18 protein-coding genes are annotated in these 15750 nt (G+C 64.8%); 6 read left to right on the plus strand and 12 right to left on the minus strand.

Annotated elements, in window-relative coordinates; translation table 11 throughout:
- Window positions 1–6 precede the first annotated feature (6 nt).
- The 3 genes from AWC16_RS18355 to AWC16_RS18360 are packed head-to-tail and all read right to left on the minus strand — an operon-like array spanning window position 7 to window position 3023.
- Window positions 7–387: a type II toxin-antitoxin system death-on-curing family toxin gene (locus tag AWC16_RS18355; RefSeq protein WP_085266183.1), complete on the minus strand. Its 381-nt coding sequence runs from the start codon at window positions 385–387 to the stop codon at window positions 7–9.
- On the minus strand, window positions 384–533 hold the full coding sequence (locus AWC16_RS24480) for a hypothetical protein (protein WP_165759261.1): 150 nt from the start codon (window positions 531–533) through the stop codon (window positions 384–386). The genes AWC16_RS18355 and AWC16_RS24480 overlap by 4 nt, the downstream gene beginning before the upstream one ends.
- A 33-nt stretch (window positions 534–566) precedes the next feature.
- Window positions 567–3023 (minus strand): WXG100-like domain-containing protein, encoded by a 2457-nt coding sequence (locus AWC16_RS18360; RefSeq protein ID WP_085266184.1) that lies wholly within the window; start codon window positions 3021–3023, stop codon window positions 567–569.
- Between the two features lie 267 nt (window positions 3024–3290).
- On the opposite strand from AWC16_RS18360, the gene AWC16_RS18365 reads away from it, so the two are divergent.
- The 3 genes from AWC16_RS18365 to AWC16_RS18375 all read left to right on the plus strand — a co-directional run bounded on the left by AWC16_RS18365 (window position 3291) and on the right by AWC16_RS18375 (window position 8086).
- Entirely contained in the window at window positions 3291–4013 is a 723-nt protein-coding gene (locus tag AWC16_RS18365) for a S1 family peptidase (RefSeq protein WP_234812337.1), read from the plus strand.
- 339 nt (window positions 4014–4352) lie between these two features.
- On the plus strand, window positions 4353–4598 hold the full coding sequence (locus tag AWC16_RS18370) for a hypothetical protein (protein WP_085266186.1): 246 nt from the start codon (window positions 4353–4355) through the stop codon (window positions 4596–4598).
- 146 nt (window positions 4599–4744) lie between these two features.
- The gene (locus AWC16_RS18375) at window positions 4745–8086 is read left to right on the plus strand and encodes a type ISP restriction/modification enzyme (protein ID WP_085266187.1); all 3342 of its coding nucleotides are present in this window, start codon (window positions 4745–4747) and stop codon (window positions 8084–8086) included.
- Between the two features lie 47 nt (window positions 8087–8133).
- Here AWC16_RS18375 and AWC16_RS24010 read toward each other — a convergent pair whose 3' ends face one another.
- From AWC16_RS24010 to AWC16_RS18390, 4 genes are all read right to left on the minus strand, one after another.
- Window positions 8134–8544 carry a hypothetical protein gene (locus AWC16_RS24010; RefSeq protein WP_133055983.1) on the minus strand — a complete coding sequence of 137 codons (411 nt, stop codon included), beginning with the start codon at window positions 8542–8544 and terminating at the stop codon, window positions 8134–8136.
- 239 nt (window positions 8545–8783) lie between these two features.
- Window positions 8784–9119, minus strand: a complete 336-nt coding sequence (locus tag AWC16_RS18380) for a hypothetical protein (protein WP_085266188.1) — start codon at window positions 9117–9119, stop codon at window positions 8784–8786.
- A gap of 10 nt (window positions 9120–9129) precedes the next feature.
- Entirely contained in the window at window positions 9130–9885 is a 756-nt protein-coding gene (locus tag AWC16_RS24015) for a hypothetical protein (protein WP_133055984.1), read from the minus strand.
- 744 nt (window positions 9886–10629) lie between these two features.
- Window positions 10630–11010 (minus strand): hypothetical protein, encoded by a 381-nt coding sequence (locus AWC16_RS18390; protein WP_085266190.1) that lies wholly within the window; start codon window positions 11008–11010, stop codon window positions 10630–10632.
- Here AWC16_RS18390 and AWC16_RS18395 point away from each other — a divergent pair.
- The 3 genes from AWC16_RS18395 to AWC16_RS18405 all read left to right on the plus strand — a co-directional run bounded on the left by AWC16_RS18395 (window position 10990) and on the right by AWC16_RS18405 (window position 13534).
- Window positions 10990–11919 (plus strand): hypothetical protein, encoded by a 930-nt coding sequence (locus AWC16_RS18395; RefSeq protein ID WP_207572356.1) that lies wholly within the window; start codon window positions 10990–10992, stop codon window positions 11917–11919. The genes AWC16_RS18390 and AWC16_RS18395 overlap by 21 nt on opposite strands.
- 35 nt (window positions 11920–11954) lie before the next feature.
- A complete protein-coding gene (locus AWC16_RS25740; RefSeq protein WP_337339807.1) occupies window positions 11955–13079 on the plus strand; it encodes a hypothetical protein in 1125 nt (374 codons plus the stop codon).
- Window positions 13080–13249: 170 nt separating this feature from the next.
- Window positions 13250–13534, plus strand: a complete 285-nt coding sequence (locus AWC16_RS18405; RefSeq protein ID WP_085266192.1) for a Sec62 family protein translocation protein — start codon at window positions 13250–13252, stop codon at window positions 13532–13534.
- A 32-nt stretch (window positions 13535–13566) separates the two neighbouring features.
- Here the strand turns inward: AWC16_RS18405 and AWC16_RS18410 are convergent, their stop codons facing one another.
- From AWC16_RS18410 to AWC16_RS18430, 5 genes are read right to left on the minus strand one after another with little or no spacing between them, the layout of a single operon-like run.
- On the minus strand, window positions 13567–13779 hold the full coding sequence (locus AWC16_RS18410; protein ID WP_085266193.1) for a hypothetical protein: 213 nt from the start codon (window positions 13777–13779) through the stop codon (window positions 13567–13569).
- A gap of 22 nt (window positions 13780–13801) precedes the next feature.
- Complete coding sequence (locus AWC16_RS18415; RefSeq protein ID WP_085266194.1) at window positions 13802–14218, minus strand: hypothetical protein; 417 nt, start codon at window positions 14216–14218, stop codon at window positions 13802–13804.
- Window positions 14215–14457 (minus strand): hypothetical protein, encoded by a 243-nt coding sequence (locus AWC16_RS18420; protein WP_085266195.1) that lies wholly within the window; start codon window positions 14455–14457, stop codon window positions 14215–14217. Before AWC16_RS18420 ends, AWC16_RS18415 begins: the two co-directional genes overlap by 4 nt.
- The gene (rnhA, locus tag AWC16_RS18425) at window positions 14454–14939 is read right to left on the minus strand and encodes a ribonuclease HI (RefSeq protein WP_085266203.1); all 486 of its coding nucleotides are present in this window, start codon (window positions 14937–14939) and stop codon (window positions 14454–14456) included. Before rnhA ends, AWC16_RS18420 begins: the two co-directional genes overlap by 4 nt.
- Window positions 14940–14956: 17 nt before the next feature.
- Entirely contained in the window at window positions 14957–15145 is a 189-nt protein-coding gene (locus tag AWC16_RS18430) for a hypothetical protein (RefSeq protein ID WP_085266196.1), read from the minus strand.
- Window positions 15146–15750 lie beyond the last annotated feature (605 nt).

The raw sequence follows: 15750 nt of genomic DNA on the forward strand, positions 1-15750 counted from the left end.
CCCGGATCAAGGGAACAGGTTCTCCGCAATCCACACCGCAACCTCGGCGCCGCGGTACTGGTGCATCGCGACCCCTTCGACGAAGTCGGCAGCCACGACGTCACGCACTTTCAGCGGGCGGAAGCCCTGAAGCCGCAGATACGTCTTGGTTGCAATCCAGGCCGTCCGCTTATTCCCGTCGCTAAACCCATGAGCTGCCACTATTCCTTCAAGGAGCGCCCCAGCCTGTCCCGCGACGGTGGGATGCAGTGGCGCGCCGTCAAACGTGTGGAAAGGCCTGGCTAGGGCGCTCTCCAAGCTGCCGCGATCGGTGACGTGCGCTATTCCACCGGTGACGCCGCGGTTGATCTCAACGAGGTCGTCGATGCCGATTGGGAGTTCAGTCACCGCTCTGCAAGAAGCTCGAGGGTGTCGCGTTCAATCGCGATCTCCTCGCGGATGATCTCGTTGATGCTGAGCCCAAGGCTGTCGTGCGTGCGGCGCACTGGCGGGAACGACGCCAGCGCATCCTTCGGACTGAGCAGCTCGGACATAGCGCCAATCCTATCCAGGCTGGTTTAGCTCGGTTAGGGGTTGATGTCAGCGAGTGCGTTGGCGGCGTAGGCGGCGTCGTCGAGGCGCCCCAACGCCAGGGCCTCCATGCCTTCCTCGTACCAGAAGGTTGCCAGCACCGCCGGGTAGTCGTCCGGGCGCTCCATCACCCGATTCCCGGAACCCCAGCGGGCCGCCCACAGCCTGGCTGTGGCCTCGGCGGGATCGGTCGGGCTGCCGTCGTTGAACCGCCACGCCCGCCCGAACGCGGCCAGGGCGTCCGCGGCCTGCTGCGGGGCGATCCGCGGCCATTCGACTGTCATCCGCGGTCGGGTCGCCGGAGACGCCTTGTGGGTGGCGATCAACGCCTCTGTCTGCGTCTTGGACTGCACGACTTCCACGACATCTCCCGCCTGTGCCGGCGACAGCGTCCCATCGGTGGTGTCGTTGCTGACCAGGTAGTCGAGGTCACCCAGCAGGTGTGGGTAGGAGTCGGCCGCGGCAACCAGCTTCATCGCCGGCCGCTCGTTGCCACTCCACTCCGCGAAGAAACTTCCGGTCGGGTCGATGAGGCCGCCGAGCAGTTCGATACCCGAGGGCACCTTGACGTTCATCGGGATCAGTGACAGGCCGTCGGTGGTGGCCATGACGTAGCGGATCCGCTGCGTCGGCAGGCCGGGCTCCTCGTAGATGAACACGCCGATGGCTACCTTGACCGTCGTCCATGCCATCCCCGGCCGGTCCCGGAATGCCTTCAGTACCCCGGCGAGGTGCTCGTGGGCCACGGCCTGCTCCGGCGGCAGCACCGCAAGACGCTCGGAGTTGGAGTTGGCTGACCCAGCAGGGTCGGCGAACAACGACGATGCGGCCGCTTCGGTCTTGGTGGTGGTGCTGGTGGGCAGCAGCATCGGCGCGGCCGCAGCTGCCGCACCGCCGGCCGCCATCGCGGGGATCGACGCCGGCGCACCCATCGCACCCATACCGGCACCGGCGCCCATTGCACCCATCGGCGGCATCGGGGTGAACCCGGCCGCGCCCGGCGGGTAAGCCCCCAGGGCGCCACCCACCTGCTGCTGACCACCAGGCCCCCCGGCACCGCCGGTGTTGGGCCCTGAGGCGGGGCTGGTCACCCCGGGCGCATCAGCGACACCGGCGTGGGACGCCGAGTACGTCGCCTGATGCGGGATCGACTCGTCACCGGACAGTTCAGTGACCGGAGCCGACACCACAGGCGGCGTCGCGGTGATCGTCGGCGCCGCCGGTGACGGCGGCCCCACCAACGGCGTCGGATTGTTCAAGCTCGGATTCGCATTGGCGGGACTGTACGGATTGGTCAGGGTGGTGCTGGCGCCGCTGCCGTTGTGGCCGAGGCCACCCCCGGTGGCACTGGCCAACGACTTGTCATCGTCCTTGAAGGACAGCCCTTTCCCGTCGTCGAGGCCACCGCCATCACTCGACGACGAGTTGGCGTCAAGCAGCTTGTCGAGTGTCGCTGAGTCCAACGACTGCGCCCCGCCGCCACCATTCCCGCCCGCCAGCTTGCCGATGGTGTCGCCGGCGGTTTTGGCGATATCCGCACCCGGAGTCTGCGTCGGCATCTGAGGCATCTGCGGCGGCTGCATCGGCATACCACTACCGCCCATTGGCATACCGCTCATCGGCATGCCACCCATCCCGCTCATCGGCGAGGATTCCGCCGCCGACGGTAGCGACGACGCCGGCGTACCCGCCATCTCCGTGGGCAGCGTCGGCGGTGGGATAGATGCGGCCGGCGCTGCCGGCCCGCCCGCACTAGCTGGGGCCGACAGTGGCGAAGCTGGCGCAGTGGGGGGGGTCAGGCTCGGTGCTGGAGGCAAGTCCGGCGACGACAGGCCTGGGGATGACAACCCGGGTGGCGTCAACCCGGGTGGCGTCAACCCACCATTGGGGAAATTCGACGGCAGACCGTCCGGACCCGACGCCTCGGTCCCCGCCGTGGGGGCCGACAGTCCCCCCTTCGGGAGTTGAGGCATCAACGGTGGCTTCGTACCCAGCGCAATCCCGGTGGCCACCTGCGACTTGGCGGTGTACAGGGTGGTCGCTGCCTGCTCCACCACGCTATGGGCCGCCTGCAAGCTGGAGTCCTTCTGTGCCTGAGTGTGAAATTCGGTCTTGGGGGCGACGTGGTCGATTGAGTGGATCGCCACCGCGCCGTTGATCGCCTTTTTTGCGGTGGTGATCGCACCCGCATAGGCGGTCAGCCACCCCGCAATCTGCTGATGCTGCAGTGCCCGATCGCTGAGTTCCCCGACATGGATCCCGAATTTCGTCGCGATGCCCTCGGCGGCCTCGCCCTCCATCTCATCGAGCGCGTAGTCCCGCCCGTGCCCTGCCGTCTGCGACGCATCATGCAGCAGGCCTGCGAGCCTCAGTTGTTCCTTCGCGGCATCGTGCACAGCGGTCTCACTGTCGGTCGGCCAGGAGCTACCGATGACCTCCTCAGCACCCGCCATTTCAGACTTCGGCTCGTCGCCTGCGCCACTCATCCTGCCCCCGATCCCGACACCCAGCGTCGCATCCGCGCTCGCCGCTACCTCCCGATAAGTGTAATTGTCGGGATCAGCGATTCAAGGGCATGAACACGCTGCTCAGCCGATCACGCAGCCAGGAAAGCCACAGGTCAGGAGGCTCAGCCGCGACTATGCCTAGGCGCTGGGCTGAAAATGCGCGATAATATCGAGGAACGCCGACAAACCCGCGCTCATAGGGGGGTGATGACCATGCGCACATTGAAGACCGCCGCGGCCGCGATCGCCGGTGCGCTGACGCTGATCACCGCCCCTACTGCAAGCGCGAGCCCGCCTCTGCCTCCCACCCGCGACCTCGCTCCGGGCATCCCGATCGTCACCACGAACGCGGCCGCCGACGACGGAGGCACGTGCACTGCCGGCTGGTTGGTACACACACCTGAGGGTCGGCAGGGATTCCTTACTGCAGGACACTGCGACCGAGGCGGCGCCGCTTGGTACAACACTGCTGCCGGACAGTTCGAAGCGCTTGGCGCGTTCACCCGGACCGTCCACGGTGACACCGCCGAGGACTCCGACATTGCGCTCGTGGAGCTAACCGGCACCGCACCGTCCAACTCCTCGATTATCGACATTCGGCCAGTCACTGGTGCGGCTAATGCCCTCCGGGTCTCCGTCGGAGACACGCTATGCAAGTACGGGGCTACAACTCGTCTCCAGTGCGGGGCGGTTAGCTACGTCAGCCCCACCCAGGTCGTCTTCGGGGCAGATACCGAGGGCGGGGATTCAGGTGGCCCGGTGTATCTCCGTCACGCTGACGGGTCCGCCACGGCGATCGGAATCACTATCCGAGCCAACGACTCCGGCACCGTCGCTGAGTTCATTACTCCCTGGCTCAAGAAGTGGGATTTGAGTCTTGACAAGACCCGGATCGGCCCCGCGCCGTTGCCAGCTCGATACCACGGCGGCCGGTAAAACATCTCATCTGGAATGCCGCCAGGGAGGCGCTGGCTCTCCCTGGCGGCATTCCGGCCATCCAACCAACCCCGCGTCCACGGGGAACACGGGCGCAAGCAGCGACTCCGGCGGCCCTGTCCACGGATCACCCCCGCTTGCGCGGGGAACCCCATACACGCGTGGGCTGGACTTGTAGGTGCCGCGCACACACACCAGAGACCGCACTTTCGACTCTCCCGTACACGCGTGGGCTGGACGGAACCAGCGAAGCGGGCGGGTAGCTCGGTCCTGCGAGGCTCTCCCATACACGCGTGGGCTGGACCAACGACTTGTCATCGTGGCCTCCAGTGCGGCGACGTGAGCTATGTCGACGACACCGGCGTCGTCTTCGACGTGAAGGCAGCTGGCGGCGACTCCGGCGGCCCGGTCTACTACCGCCACGCCGATGGGACCGCAACCGCAGTCGGAATCGCCATCCGGGGCGACGAAACGACCACGGTCGCGGAATTTGTCGGCCCGTGGCTGGCGCAATGGGGTCTGACGTTGGACAAGACCCGAACCAGCCCCATGCCGTTGCCCGCTCGGTACCACGGCGGCCGGTAAAACACCTGGCTCTCCCGGCGACATTCCGGCCATCCAGCCTGTACAGCGCTGGCATCTGCCGGCGCTCCAGAGTCCAGAAATACCCGGCCCTGTACGGACAGCAGTGTTTGATGTCCTCAGATGCTTGGAATGACTTGTGAGGACGCATGCCTGCGCAGTGGATCGTCGACGCGACATCAGCACTCGGTGATGTCTGCAAGAAGAAATTGGCCGGCCCAGGAGAAGCCGAGGCCGCGATCCGAGCCCCCATTGAAGAACTGCTCGCCGCCGCCGGCCAGAACCTGTCGCTGACAGTCGTTCCTCACGACGAAGTCAGCGATAAAGACCGCGGTGTCCGCCCGGATTACGCGATCCGGGTCGACGGTGCGATCACCGGCTACCTGGAGGTCAAGAAACCGGGGGCGAATCTGGACCCCGAATCGTTCACCGGCCACAACAAGCGCCAATGGGAACGCCAACGCGACTTCCCAAACTTGATCTACACCAACGGGACCGAATGGCGGCTCTACCACCACGGCGACCCAGTCGGAGAGCCTGTCCACCTGGCCGGTGGCGCACTGCGTACCGCCGGGACGAAACTCACCTGCGGGGACGACTTCGAGGTCCTCCTGACTGACTTTCTGCGGTGGGACCCGGTCGACATCACCGGCGTCGTCACACTCGTTCGCGAGGTCGCACCGCTGTGTCGGCTCCTGCGCGGGGAAGTCCTCGACCAGCTCGCCCAAGAAACCCGCGCGATCGCGGCCGGCGCCAAAGAAGCCGACCAGCCGTTCCACGGCCTGGCCCGCGACTGGCGCGCCCTGTTGTTTCCCACTGCCACCGATGACGTCTTCGCCGACGGGTACGCCCAGGCCGTCACCTTCGCCCTGCTGCTGGCCCGCACCGAGAACATCGACCTTGTTGCCGCCGGCAGTCTGCACGAGGTTGGCACCAAGCTAGCCGGGCAGCACTCCCTGATGTCACGTGCCCTGCAGCTGCTCACCGACTACGTTGCCGCTGACTTCCGGGTAACACTGGACTTGCTGGTACGCGTGATCGGCGCGGTCGACTGGCCGAAAGTCCGTGCCGGAAACCGCGATACATATCTGCACCTCTACGAACGGTTCCTCAGCGAATATGATCCAGAGCTGCGTAAGCTCTCCGGTTCCTACTACACACCGCACCAGGTCGTCGAGCAGATGGTGCGCCTTTCCGAAGACGTTCTCGTCCAACGACTGGACCGGCCCGAGGGGTTCGCCGACCCCTCGGTGGTGATCGCCGACCCTGCGATGGGCACCGGTGGGTATCTCCAGCAGGTCATCGAGCACGTCGCTGAACGCGTCGAGGCCCGCGACGGCAAGGGCGCTGTCGCCGGCGCGGTGACCGACCTGGCTACCCGGCTCTACGGCTTCGAACTGCAGATGGGGCCGTTCGCCGTCGCCGAGCTGCGCGCCACCGACCTGCTCGCTGATATCGGTGCCACCCTGCCACCCAGAGGACTCGGCCTGTTCGTCACCGACACCCTCGACGATCCCTACGCGGAGCAGACCCAACTGGGCTCCGGGCTGGAGCTGATCAGCCGCTCCCGCAAGCGCGCAGCCCGCGTCAAAGCGAAGACGAAAGTGACTGTGGTAATTGGCAATCCGCCCTATCATGAACGTGCCGAGGGAATGGGTGGCTGGGTTGAGCGGGGTAGCGGCGCCGATCCCTACAAGCCGCTCGACGATTTCCGGGCCGAAGGAAACGGCCGCCACGAATTCAACCTGAAGAACCTGTACGTCTACTTCTGGCGTTGGGGCACCTGGAAAGTCTTCGACGCCAACAAAGCCCAGTCCAACGGCGACACCGGAATCGTCTGCTACATCACCACATCGGGCTACCTGCGCGGCCCCGGATTCAAAGGGATGCGCGAATATCTGCGTCGTAACACCACCGAAGGCTGGATCATCGACGTCTCACCCGAAGGACAACGACCTGACGTTGCCACCCGAATTTTCCCCGGCGTGCAGCAGCCCCTGGCGATCGCCATTTTCACGCGAACGCCGGACTGCGATCCGCAGATTCCCGCTCAGATTCACTACACCGCCGTGCACGGTCCCCGTGCCGAGAAGTACGACGCCCTGGCCAAGCTGAACGTCGACGACATGCAGTGGCATCCGACGCGCACCACCTGGCAGGCCCCGTTCACGCCCGCCGCCCGGTCGCAGTGGGACGACTACCCGGCGCTCAACGACCTGATGCCGTGGAGCAGCACAGGAGTTACCGCCAACCGCAACTGGCCGAGTGCCCCCACGCCCACCGTCCTCAAGGAACGGCTACGACGACTCATCTCCGAGTCGGACCCGGCACGCAAAGCCGTGCTGTTCAAAGCAACACGCGACCGCAGTCTCTCGTCCACCAACGCGCCGCTGTCTGCAGACACCGAGCAGACGACCGACCGACCGTTCACCGCGGAAACCCTGCGCTACGCCGCTGGCGCACACATCGCCCGGTACGGTTCACGATCGTTCGATAGGCAATGGATCGTCGCCGACAGTCGACTGCTCGATCAGGCCCGCCCACCGCTGTGGGCGGCCCGCGTCCCAGGGCAGGTGTTCACTGTCGAGCAGCACGCAGAGCCCATCAGCGATGGCCCCGGAACGGTGTTCTCTGCGCTGATCCCCGATGCCCACCACTTCAACGGACGAGGTGGCCGAACACTGCCGCTGCTGCATCCCGCTGGCCGACCAAACCTGGCCAAAGGACTCCTTGGGGCACTCTCGACGATCAGTGAACGCGAACTATCGGCGCACGATCTACTCGCCTACATCGCCGGCGTCACCGCGCACCCCGGATTCACCGAACACTTCACCGACGAACTGGAAACTCCGGGAATCCGCATTCCGATCACTACCGACCCCAACCTGTTCCAGCAGGCCATCGAGATCGGTCGCCATGTGATCTGGCTGCACACCTACGCCGAACGGTTCACCGACACCCACGGCAGCGACGTCCGATACCCCGCCGGCGACTCGCGCCGCATCACCAACCTGACCGCTGTCAACGCCATGCCGTCAGCAATGACCTACGACCCCGATACCGCCACCATCCACCTCGGCGGCGGCTCATTCGGCCCTGTCCCACAGTCGGTTTGGGACTACACTGTCGGGGGCCGTGAAGTCCTCAAGTCCTGGTTCAACTACCGCAAAGCGAACCCGACCGGGCGCAGGACCAGCCCCTTGGACGACATCAACGCCACGACCTGGCCGACGGAGTGGAACGGCGAGCTCATCGACCTGCTGTCGGTCCTCAGTCGCCTCGTCGAGGGGGAGCCCGCACAGGCCGCGCTGCTCGACGCCATCCTGGCCAAACCGGTTGCGAGCTACGCCGACCTCGCCGCCGCCGGAGTGACCTGGCCTGGCCACAATGCCAACGACGTACAGCGCAGACCCAACTACGCGGAGGCAGACCAGGATCAGCAGCCCGGCGGCGTGGACGGACAGCTCGGCTTCACATTCGGCGGCAACTGAGGCCCCGCCCGCCCATCGAGGCCGTTGCAACTGTCGTTTGGGGGCGCTCAGGGCGCTGGGGGGTACTGGCCCTGGACTCGTTGAAGGATCCGCTTCATGGTGGAGATGAGTTCGCGCTCCATCATCGGCGGTATCGGCCCGTTGCGGCCGAGTGCGAGAATCGTTTCCGGTAGCTCACCTAATTCGGCTAATGCTTGATCTACGACAGGGTTTGGTGACTTCCTTGCTGCTGCCGCTACGGGCGGAAGTACCTGCCCGAGCACGGTCAAAAGGGGATCAACCCCTGGCGCGAGAATCTGGTCACGCAGCCGCAGCCAGTCCGGGTTCTCGTATGCGTCTGGGACTCCGGCGCACCGATAGACGGCTTCGGCCAGCGTGCGTCTTAGCTTGGTCGGCAGGGGTGCCGGTGCGTACTCGAGGATGGCATCAGCTAGCGCGACAACCTCGTTGACCGGCATGGTGATGTGGCCTGGCGGCACCGTCTGCACCCACGGCCGCGGTGGTGTCCCCCCGCTCACGGCAGTGCCGGCATCGGCTGTATCCAGAATGTGCAGCTGGGCATACCTGAACCATAACGACGGTCGGGCAGCTGTAGTTGCCTTGGCGTGCGTTCGGTAGGTCTTTCACACGGTTCTAGCGGTCAGCGGTTCAATGCCCGACACGCGGCAGAATGCTTGCCACGCTCAGGTCCGTCCGCTTACGGCGCACTTTCTCCGTTGAGGCTTTCGGCGTTGCTCACGGTGTCGGCGATCGCTGCCCTTATTAAGCTCGCCAACTCCGTTGAAACGTCACCGTTTACGTTAATCCGCACCCCATACCGGATCTCCCCGTTCTGTGCTTGCTGGCCGAGGAGTTCTACTGTCCCGACGCCGGGCTCCTCGTAGATTGGTGAGAAGGTCAGATCCCGCAGAATTCCATGGGGTGTCCTCACCCACTCGCCAACCACAGCATCACTTGGCACTTCGAGGTCGCCGAACACAACCTGTCGAAGATCCTCGTCGGTGATCTCGTCACCACTACCGGATGTGCTCATCTTCGCCTCACTACTCCTGAACCCCCCGTGTGTCGCCAAGGAAATTCCTCACCCATTGCACGCCGAATTCGGGCGCGAATCGCCGTAGGTCATAGGTTGCGATGAGCCCATAGAGGTCCCCACGCCGGGGCCGCAGCTCATCGGTTTCGCCGAAGTGGCCTTGCATCAGCGCCGCGGCCGTATCTTTCTCGTCGAAGTTGCCTTGCAGTAGCGCCACGGATGTATCGCTCACCCGCGCGAAGCCGATCCATTCAGGATGGATTTCGCCATGCCGGTTGGCGATGTCGAAGCCATTCGCCAAGCACATCACAACATTTGGGGTTACCTGTCGAATCGCCACGATCTCGTGCGCGGTCCAGGTGCCGTACCCGAAAAACCTTCGTACCCACTCTGGCGACAGGGCGCCGAACAGGTTCGGCCAGGTCACGTACGTATCGATGACCCAGCCGAGCCCGGCGCTGAACATCCAGACCGGCCCGTTGTCAGTACCCCTGAACTCCAGCCTTGACGGTTCTTCTCCAGGCCATGTGACATCGACGCCCAAGCTGGTTGCTCGGCTCGCCGGGTCGGTCACTACTTCATCGACTTTGTCCCCGATTGTGGGTGCCTGAAGGGCTGACGAGCGCAGCTTCGGCGCAGGCAGGGGGGAATTCGTCGACGATGGGGTGAGCGCCTGCCGCCACCACGGCGTTCGTTGATCCATGCGCTCGGCAGCAGCACCTACCCACATGACGCGGACGCCTCCCATTGAGACCGTTGCGGTCATGGTTTCGCTCCGCCTTTCATCCCTCGTATTGCTCGAGCGTGGTTCTTGTTGATGAGCTTTGCAGTTGATACCGACATTTCGGTTGCTGCGATACTCGCCGGGGCACCTCAACGACGCCCCCTGCTACCGCCGAGCGGAGAGAGTGCACTGCGAGGCTGCCGGCCGTCCCGAGTCGACGGTCCCTGGCGGTGCCTACGGGCACCGCTTCAAGCGCCGCCGGGCACGTGCGCGCTCCGCGGACGGCATTCAGCGTTCGCCACACCGACCACCGTCTCGTCGGACGTAGTCGCAACGTCCCAGCGATAACGGCCAGCTGGGTCGAACTGCTCACGAACCCTCGGCAGGTCTATGCGAGCCTCGCGCGCAGTCGCGTACGGGCCGGCGATCGGGAAGGTCGTCAGGCCGTCGGTGGCAGTGATGAGTGCCCTGCAGCCGGTCCGGCGTGCAATTAGCCAGGCGGCGGAGGCTGCCACGGCGAACACGAGAAGCGCTGCACTTACGTGTGTGAGCGTCAGGCCTGGCTCGGAACCGGCGCCGTGGGAGCGCTGCAGGCTCCCTCCGGCTATACCGGGCGCAGCTGCGAGCAAGAACGCTGGTATCGGCCACCACGTTCGCACTGCTATCCCCCTCGAGTGGGATTACCGCCCGGACTCTGCTAGTTCCTTGACCCTCGGGTCTACCGGCCGCCCGGTCTTCTTGCTCGCGGCCACTGCGGCTTGGGCAGCCGCACGGGCGACTCGCAGACTAGGCGGGGTCTGTCTGGGTTCCCTCGGCGCCGGTGGTCTCCGAACCGCCATCGTCGTCCTCCTGGCCAATTAGGCTCAATGCCCGCTGCTCCGCGATGACCTGCACCATGTCGGAGTCATCCTTGGTGGCCAGTGTAGAGCGCATCAGCATCGTCAGGGCTTTCCAGCCGAGTTCGGCTTGTCCCTCGTCTGCACTGAAGGTGCGCTCGAACGACCATGCAGTTCGGCGCCACCATTCGCTGCGCCGGTCGGCCCGGTTCTTCTGCTGCCAGGTGATGATCACCCCGAGCGCGCCGAGACTGCCGACTAACAGTGTTACCCACGCCTGCACGGCTTCTCCCTCTGAGCGCTGCTGGTGATGGCGGTACTGGTCCTGCATGCCAGGCACTGTCTCACTGAAATGTGCCACGTGGGGAAATTACGGGCTCCTCCTTCCTTGTCGCCGAGCGGTGACACACTCAGGGATGTGGCCATTGGCGGCGACCCCGAGGAACTGACCGAGGCAGAGCGGGCGCGTTACCGCGCCGCTCGCGCGGCCTCCAGCGAGCTTGGCGCGGCATTCGAGTCCGGTGATGCCGACGAGCGCCGAGCTGCCGCCGGCCAGCTGCTGCAGGCAATTTCGCGGCTAGATCCGAAGACAACCGTGGACAAGCTGCACATCCCGGATGATGCGGGCGAGCATGCGGACCCGTTGCGGCGAATCATCCTCCGGATCCCAGATGGGTGGGGTCGCTGGATCAGCACCGGCCCCGGCTGGTACCCGATCATCGTCGAACTCGATCAGCAGTTGGCGGCGATCGATCCCGACTATGAGCTGCACCAGTGCAAAGAGAAGTTCGCTGGACTGCGCTACTACTTCAGCACTGCACGGACCGAGTTGCGGGCGCAGATGAACTCGCTGGTCGCCGCAGCCGAGAAGCGTTGCGCGAGTTGCTGCGAAGAGTGCGGTGTACCTGGTGCGTTGCATGCCAGCCCTCTCAGTTACTTGCGCACACTGTGCGCGGCCTGCGCGATCGCCGGCGGGTACGGGCTCATCGGGGAGACTGTCGACGCGTTGGCGCCTGACACTCGCGGCGTGTGGCGGGTAGCGACGCAGGACCGCACGTACGTCGTCAACCTCAACCGAGGTGAGTTGGATGGCGATGAGGGCCGCTATCGGATCAGCCGTGTGGATGCCTGGCCGGCGGTCGGCGGTGTGTTCCGTGTCGTGGTCGAAGACGGTGCTGGCGATGGCGACGATCAGTGGGTGGTCAGCGGCAGTATCAGCAGGATTGAGCGGATCCGCTGAATACAAGTGGGCTGCGGGCGTGGTGCTCGACCTCACTGAAGGGGTCGCCCCGTAACTTCCGCGCGTTTTGCGCGTATGTTGGGGGGGTGGAGCTGTGGAGTTCAACCCAGGCGGCTCAGCACTGGGGCGTCACGCCAGCACGGGCACGCGCCCTACTGGCCGAGCGTCGCATCCCCCGCGTCTCTGGGTATCCGGCAAGCGACATCTTGGCTGTTCGCCGCCGCCAAGGCGCTCGAACCGACCTCACCCCTGCGGGCACTTCGTTGACTTTGTCCGAGGCGGCTGCGGCAATCGCTGGTATCCCCGATGACGCGAATCGCCTCCGGGTGTTTTTCGAATTCTGCCGCGGCGCTGATGAAGCCGGTCCCCGCGCGGTAGCTCTCGGTTCGGCTGAGCCGGCATTGATCGGGGACCCACGCTTCGACGCGCTGCTTGCCGCGGCGGCCGAGTACGTTTCTTGCCGGTTTGGATTGCCTGGGCCGTTGTGGACGGTGACGCTGGACCGGTTCCTCTCTCGGGCCTGGTGGGTGTCTCCCTTACCGTCTGCTCGTCGACACGCCTTGTTGTGGACGCCGGCGTCGTTTCGGCGTAGGGGAATTTATCTTGATCGTCATGACCTCTCTCACGACGGAGTCCCTGTGATGCCTGAGCCGTTGTTCGACGTCTCCGAGCTTCACCGGGCCTTCGCCGCACTGGCCTTGAAGCTTCAGCGTCGCAACATCGTTGGTCATGTTCACGTTGTTGGTGGCGCCGCGATGCTGCTGGCGTACGACCCTGATCGTCTGGCGACCCGCGACATCGACGCGCTCTTTGGGCCTGACGGCCCGATGATCGCTGCGATCCATGAGGTGGCTGACGAAAACCACTGGCCGGCCAGTTGGCTGAACAACCAGGCTGCCGTCTACGTCGCCAGGTCCCCTGGGGAGGGCATCCGGGTCTTCGACCACCCGCACCTTCAAGTCGTGGCCACCCCCGCTGATCACCTGCTGGCGATGAAGACGCTCGCGGCCCGTGCGGTTCGAGATGCCGAGGATCTGCGGTTCTTGGTGGGATACCTGGGTATTACGTCGGCAGCGGAGGTGTGGGCGATCGTCGAGCGCTTCTTTCCCGGTGTTGATGTTCCGCAACGATCCCGCGATCTGATTGACGATTTGTTCTGAGTCGCAGGCAATTCACTATTCCCGGCCACCACCCGGGTGCAGGCCATTTTGAACCCGGGGAACCGCTTGAGCGGGTCACATAAAATCCGCCGGGAACCCTGTCGCTGACGCTACTATTCGCTCACCGCGGCCTTCCTGAGCTGCTTATCTCGAGGGGAGTTGGACGCCGCATGACGTACCCACGACCGGGAGACGACCCCCACTACCCCTACCACTACCCGCCAGCCGTTGTGAACGTCTCGGTCGTTAAGAACCCGGGGATAGCCGCGTTGCTCGCCGGTCTCTTCGGGCCCCTGGGCATGCTCTATGCCACCGTCCCAGGAGCGCTGGTGATGATCGGAGTGAATCTGGTGATCTTGGTCATCGGGTTCTTGACCTTCGGAGCTGGGTTCTTCCTCTGGATCTTTTCCTGGCTTGGCGGCATTATCTGGGCCTATATCGCGGCCGACAGCTAGGTGCCTGTTGTCAGGTGTGGTGCTGGCGGTCTTCAGTACGGGCGGTGCTGGGCGACGTAGTCCGCTGCGGGGTCGGTCGCTCCGCTCGGGTAGAGGATCTGCGTTTTGCGGTCGTGTTCGTGGGCCTGAGCGACCAGCTGGTCGGTGTGTTCGGCGTCAGAGATGAAGTTGCGGCAGGTGGGTTGCCGGGTGTGTTCGTATCCACCGTCGTGGGTATCGCGGGTGTCGCACCATCCGGTCGTCATGTCTGCTCCTGTGGTGGGTTGTTCAGGCCTTGAGGGTGGTGGCCGCGGGTTGGGCGACGATGCTCACGTCGGCAAGAATAACGGCCAGGGCCGATAAGTGGCCCTCTCTCCAGGCGTGGGATTTCAGCCTGCCTCTTCGCACCCGTCGCACCAGTCTCTCGACGACAAGATCGCACCAGTCTCTCGACGACAAGATGAGGCATTCGTCGCCGCAGTTTTGGCACGGCCGCTCAGTCTGGATGTTGAGGTCGTCGTCGGCCTGCGCGCGGAGGATGGCTAGGACTTCCGGGGTGGCACCGTGTTCCGGGCAGAAGGCGTGGCCGTCGACGGGCATGAGTCCCCAGCCTTCAGCCACGAAGGCATCGGGGTCTCCGGCGTAGGTGAGGGTGCAGCCCGGGGCGGAGCACTGTGTCCCGGCCGCAATGCTGATGTTCATCATTGCTGGGCCGCGGCCGCCCGTGGGTACATGGCCAGAACCTCTGGGTAGGGGGCGACCAGTTCGGGGTCGCTGAGGTCCACTTCGGTGTCGATGCCGATGTAGCCGTCGGTTCGGTCGGACAGTTGGCCGAGTAGTGCTTTGCCCGCGGTGATGCTGCGGATCCTGAACAGGCTCGGGTTGCCCATGACTCTGTACTCGTGGTCGAGCTGGACGAGATCGCCCACCTTGAAGTTTTTCATGCTCTGCTCCTGCTCTGGGTTGGCCGGCGGCGGCGCCGGGGTGGTCCTGTTGGTTCGGCGGCTCCCCCGAATTCGTAGGCGCCGCGGGTTGCCAGGGTGTCGGCCAGTTCGTTGCCTTCGTGCCCGTTGTGTCCTTTGACCCAGCGCCAGTCGACGTCGTATTGGGCTGCGGCGTTGTCGAGGCGTTGCCAGAGGTCGATGTTCTTGACCGGTTGGCCGGTGGCGGTTTTCCAGCCCTTGCGTTTCCAGCCGGGGAGCCAGGTGGTGATTCCGTTGCGCACGTATTGGCTGTCGGTCCACAGCTGCACTGCGTGCGGGGTGGTGATCGCTTCGAGGGCCATGATGGCGGCCAGGAGCTCCATGCGGTTGTTGGTGGTGGATTTCTCGCCGCCGTAGATCTGCCGTTCGTGTGTGCCGAAGCGTAGGACGGCGCCCCAGCCGCCTGGGCCCGGGTTCCCGCGGCAGGCGCCGTCGGTGAAGATGACGATCGTCTGCGCCGTCACCGGATTTCGTTCCTGGCCTCAGCGATCACAGCTTCGTCGGTGTGTTCGCATGTGTCGTAGTCGGATATCAACCTGTCGTCGGGGCCGTAGACCTCGACGGTGTCGGAAGATTCACTGTCGTTGTTGTCGTCGACTTCAGCCCGGTAGGCCGTGCCTTCATGTTCGAACCGAAGAGTTCTGATCATGGCCTGAGCATGGCAGGACCCACTGGCGCCACCGGTGCTGTGACACCCGGACGGGCTCACTTTCGCAGGCGCTTCAACGCGTTTGGCGGACTTCTCACCAGGACCCGTGCCACGGCCCGGACGCCTTGGCCGGACTGACGCTTCTGGCTTGTTGAAGGCTCTGGGCCTGGCGGCGCTTTGGTTTGCCGTGGGATAGCGGGGCGTATTGCTCGGTTGACTTGCGGTATTTGCCGGTGATTGTCATCCGGCTTTTGGTGCGTCGCTGTTTCATTCGTGTGGGAGTTGGCGCGGAATGGGTTTGCAGTCGAGGTCTGGTAGGTGTTCGGCTCCTCTGTTCATCGTGATGCAGGCCGTCTGGCGGTGGTGGTCGTGAAGATCGGGGCTGTGCGCGGTTGGCGGGTGGTGTTGTTCGTGACGTCGCGGCTGGTGCATTGGCGCTTGTTGGTTGTGGGGTTGGGTGGTTGCAGGATGACGGGTTTTGGTCTTTGTCTGCTGGCGGCCCGGTTCAGGCGAGATGGCGGCCCGGAATGGGGCGGGGTCCAGTGCGGGCCGCGTCAGCGTCCAGGCAGGGGGGCGCGTAGGGGGGTATGCGGGCCGTGCCCGCT

The sequence above is a fragment of the Mycolicibacter longobardus genome, assembly GCF_002102265.1.
Lineage (GTDB): Bacteria > Actinomycetota > Actinomycetes > Mycobacteriales > Mycobacteriaceae > Mycobacterium > Mycobacterium longobardum.

Coding starts and splice junctions, on each gene's coding strand:
- AWC16_RS18380 (WP_085266188.1), bottom strand. CDS start 9,119: ATGAGCACATCCGGTAGTGGTGACGAGATCACCGACGAGGATCTTCGA.
- AWC16_RS18415 (WP_085266194.1), bottom strand. CDS start 14,218: ATGATGAACATCAGCATTGCGGCCGGGACACAGTGCTCCGCCCCGGGC.
- AWC16_RS18405 (WP_085266192.1), top strand. CDS start 13,250: ATGACGTACCCACGACCGGGAGACGACCCCCACTACCCCTACCACTAC.
- AWC16_RS24010 (WP_133055983.1), bottom strand. CDS start 8,544: ATGCCGGTCAACGAGGTTGTCGCGCTAGCTGATGCCATCCTCGAGTAC.
- AWC16_RS18430 (WP_085266196.1), bottom strand. CDS start 15,145: ATGATCAGAACTCTTCGGTTCGAACATGAAGGCACGGCCTACCGGGCT.
- AWC16_RS24015 (WP_133055984.1), bottom strand. CDS start 9,885: ATGACCGCAACGGTCTCAATGGGAGGCGTCCGCGTCATGTGGGTAGGT.
- AWC16_RS18375 (WP_085266187.1), top strand. CDS start 4,745: ATGCCTGCGCAGTGGATCGTCGACGCGACATCAGCACTCGGTGATGTC.
- AWC16_RS18365 (WP_234812337.1), top strand. CDS start 3,291: ATGCGCACATTGAAGACCGCCGCGGCCGCGATCGCCGGTGCGCTGACG.
- AWC16_RS24480 (WP_165759261.1), bottom strand. CDS start 533: ATGTCCGAGCTGCTCAGTCCGAAGGATGCGCTGGCGTCGTTCCCGCCA.
- AWC16_RS18420 (WP_085266195.1), bottom strand. CDS start 14,457: ATGAAAAACTTCAAGGTGGGCGATCTCGTCCAGCTCGACCACGAGTAC.
- AWC16_RS18410 (WP_085266193.1), bottom strand. CDS start 13,779: ATGACGACCGGATGGTGCGACACCCGCGATACCCACGACGGTGGATAC.
- AWC16_RS18360 (WP_085266184.1), bottom strand. CDS start 3,023: ATGGCGGGTGCTGAGGAGGTCATCGGTAGCTCCTGGCCGACCGACAGT.
- AWC16_RS18390 (WP_085266190.1), bottom strand. CDS start 11,010: ATGCAGGACCAGTACCGCCATCACCAGCAGCGCTCAGAGGGAGAAGCC.
- AWC16_RS18395 (WP_207572356.1), top strand. CDS start 10,990: ATGGCGGTACTGGTCCTGCATGCCAGGCACTGTCTCACTGAAATGTGC.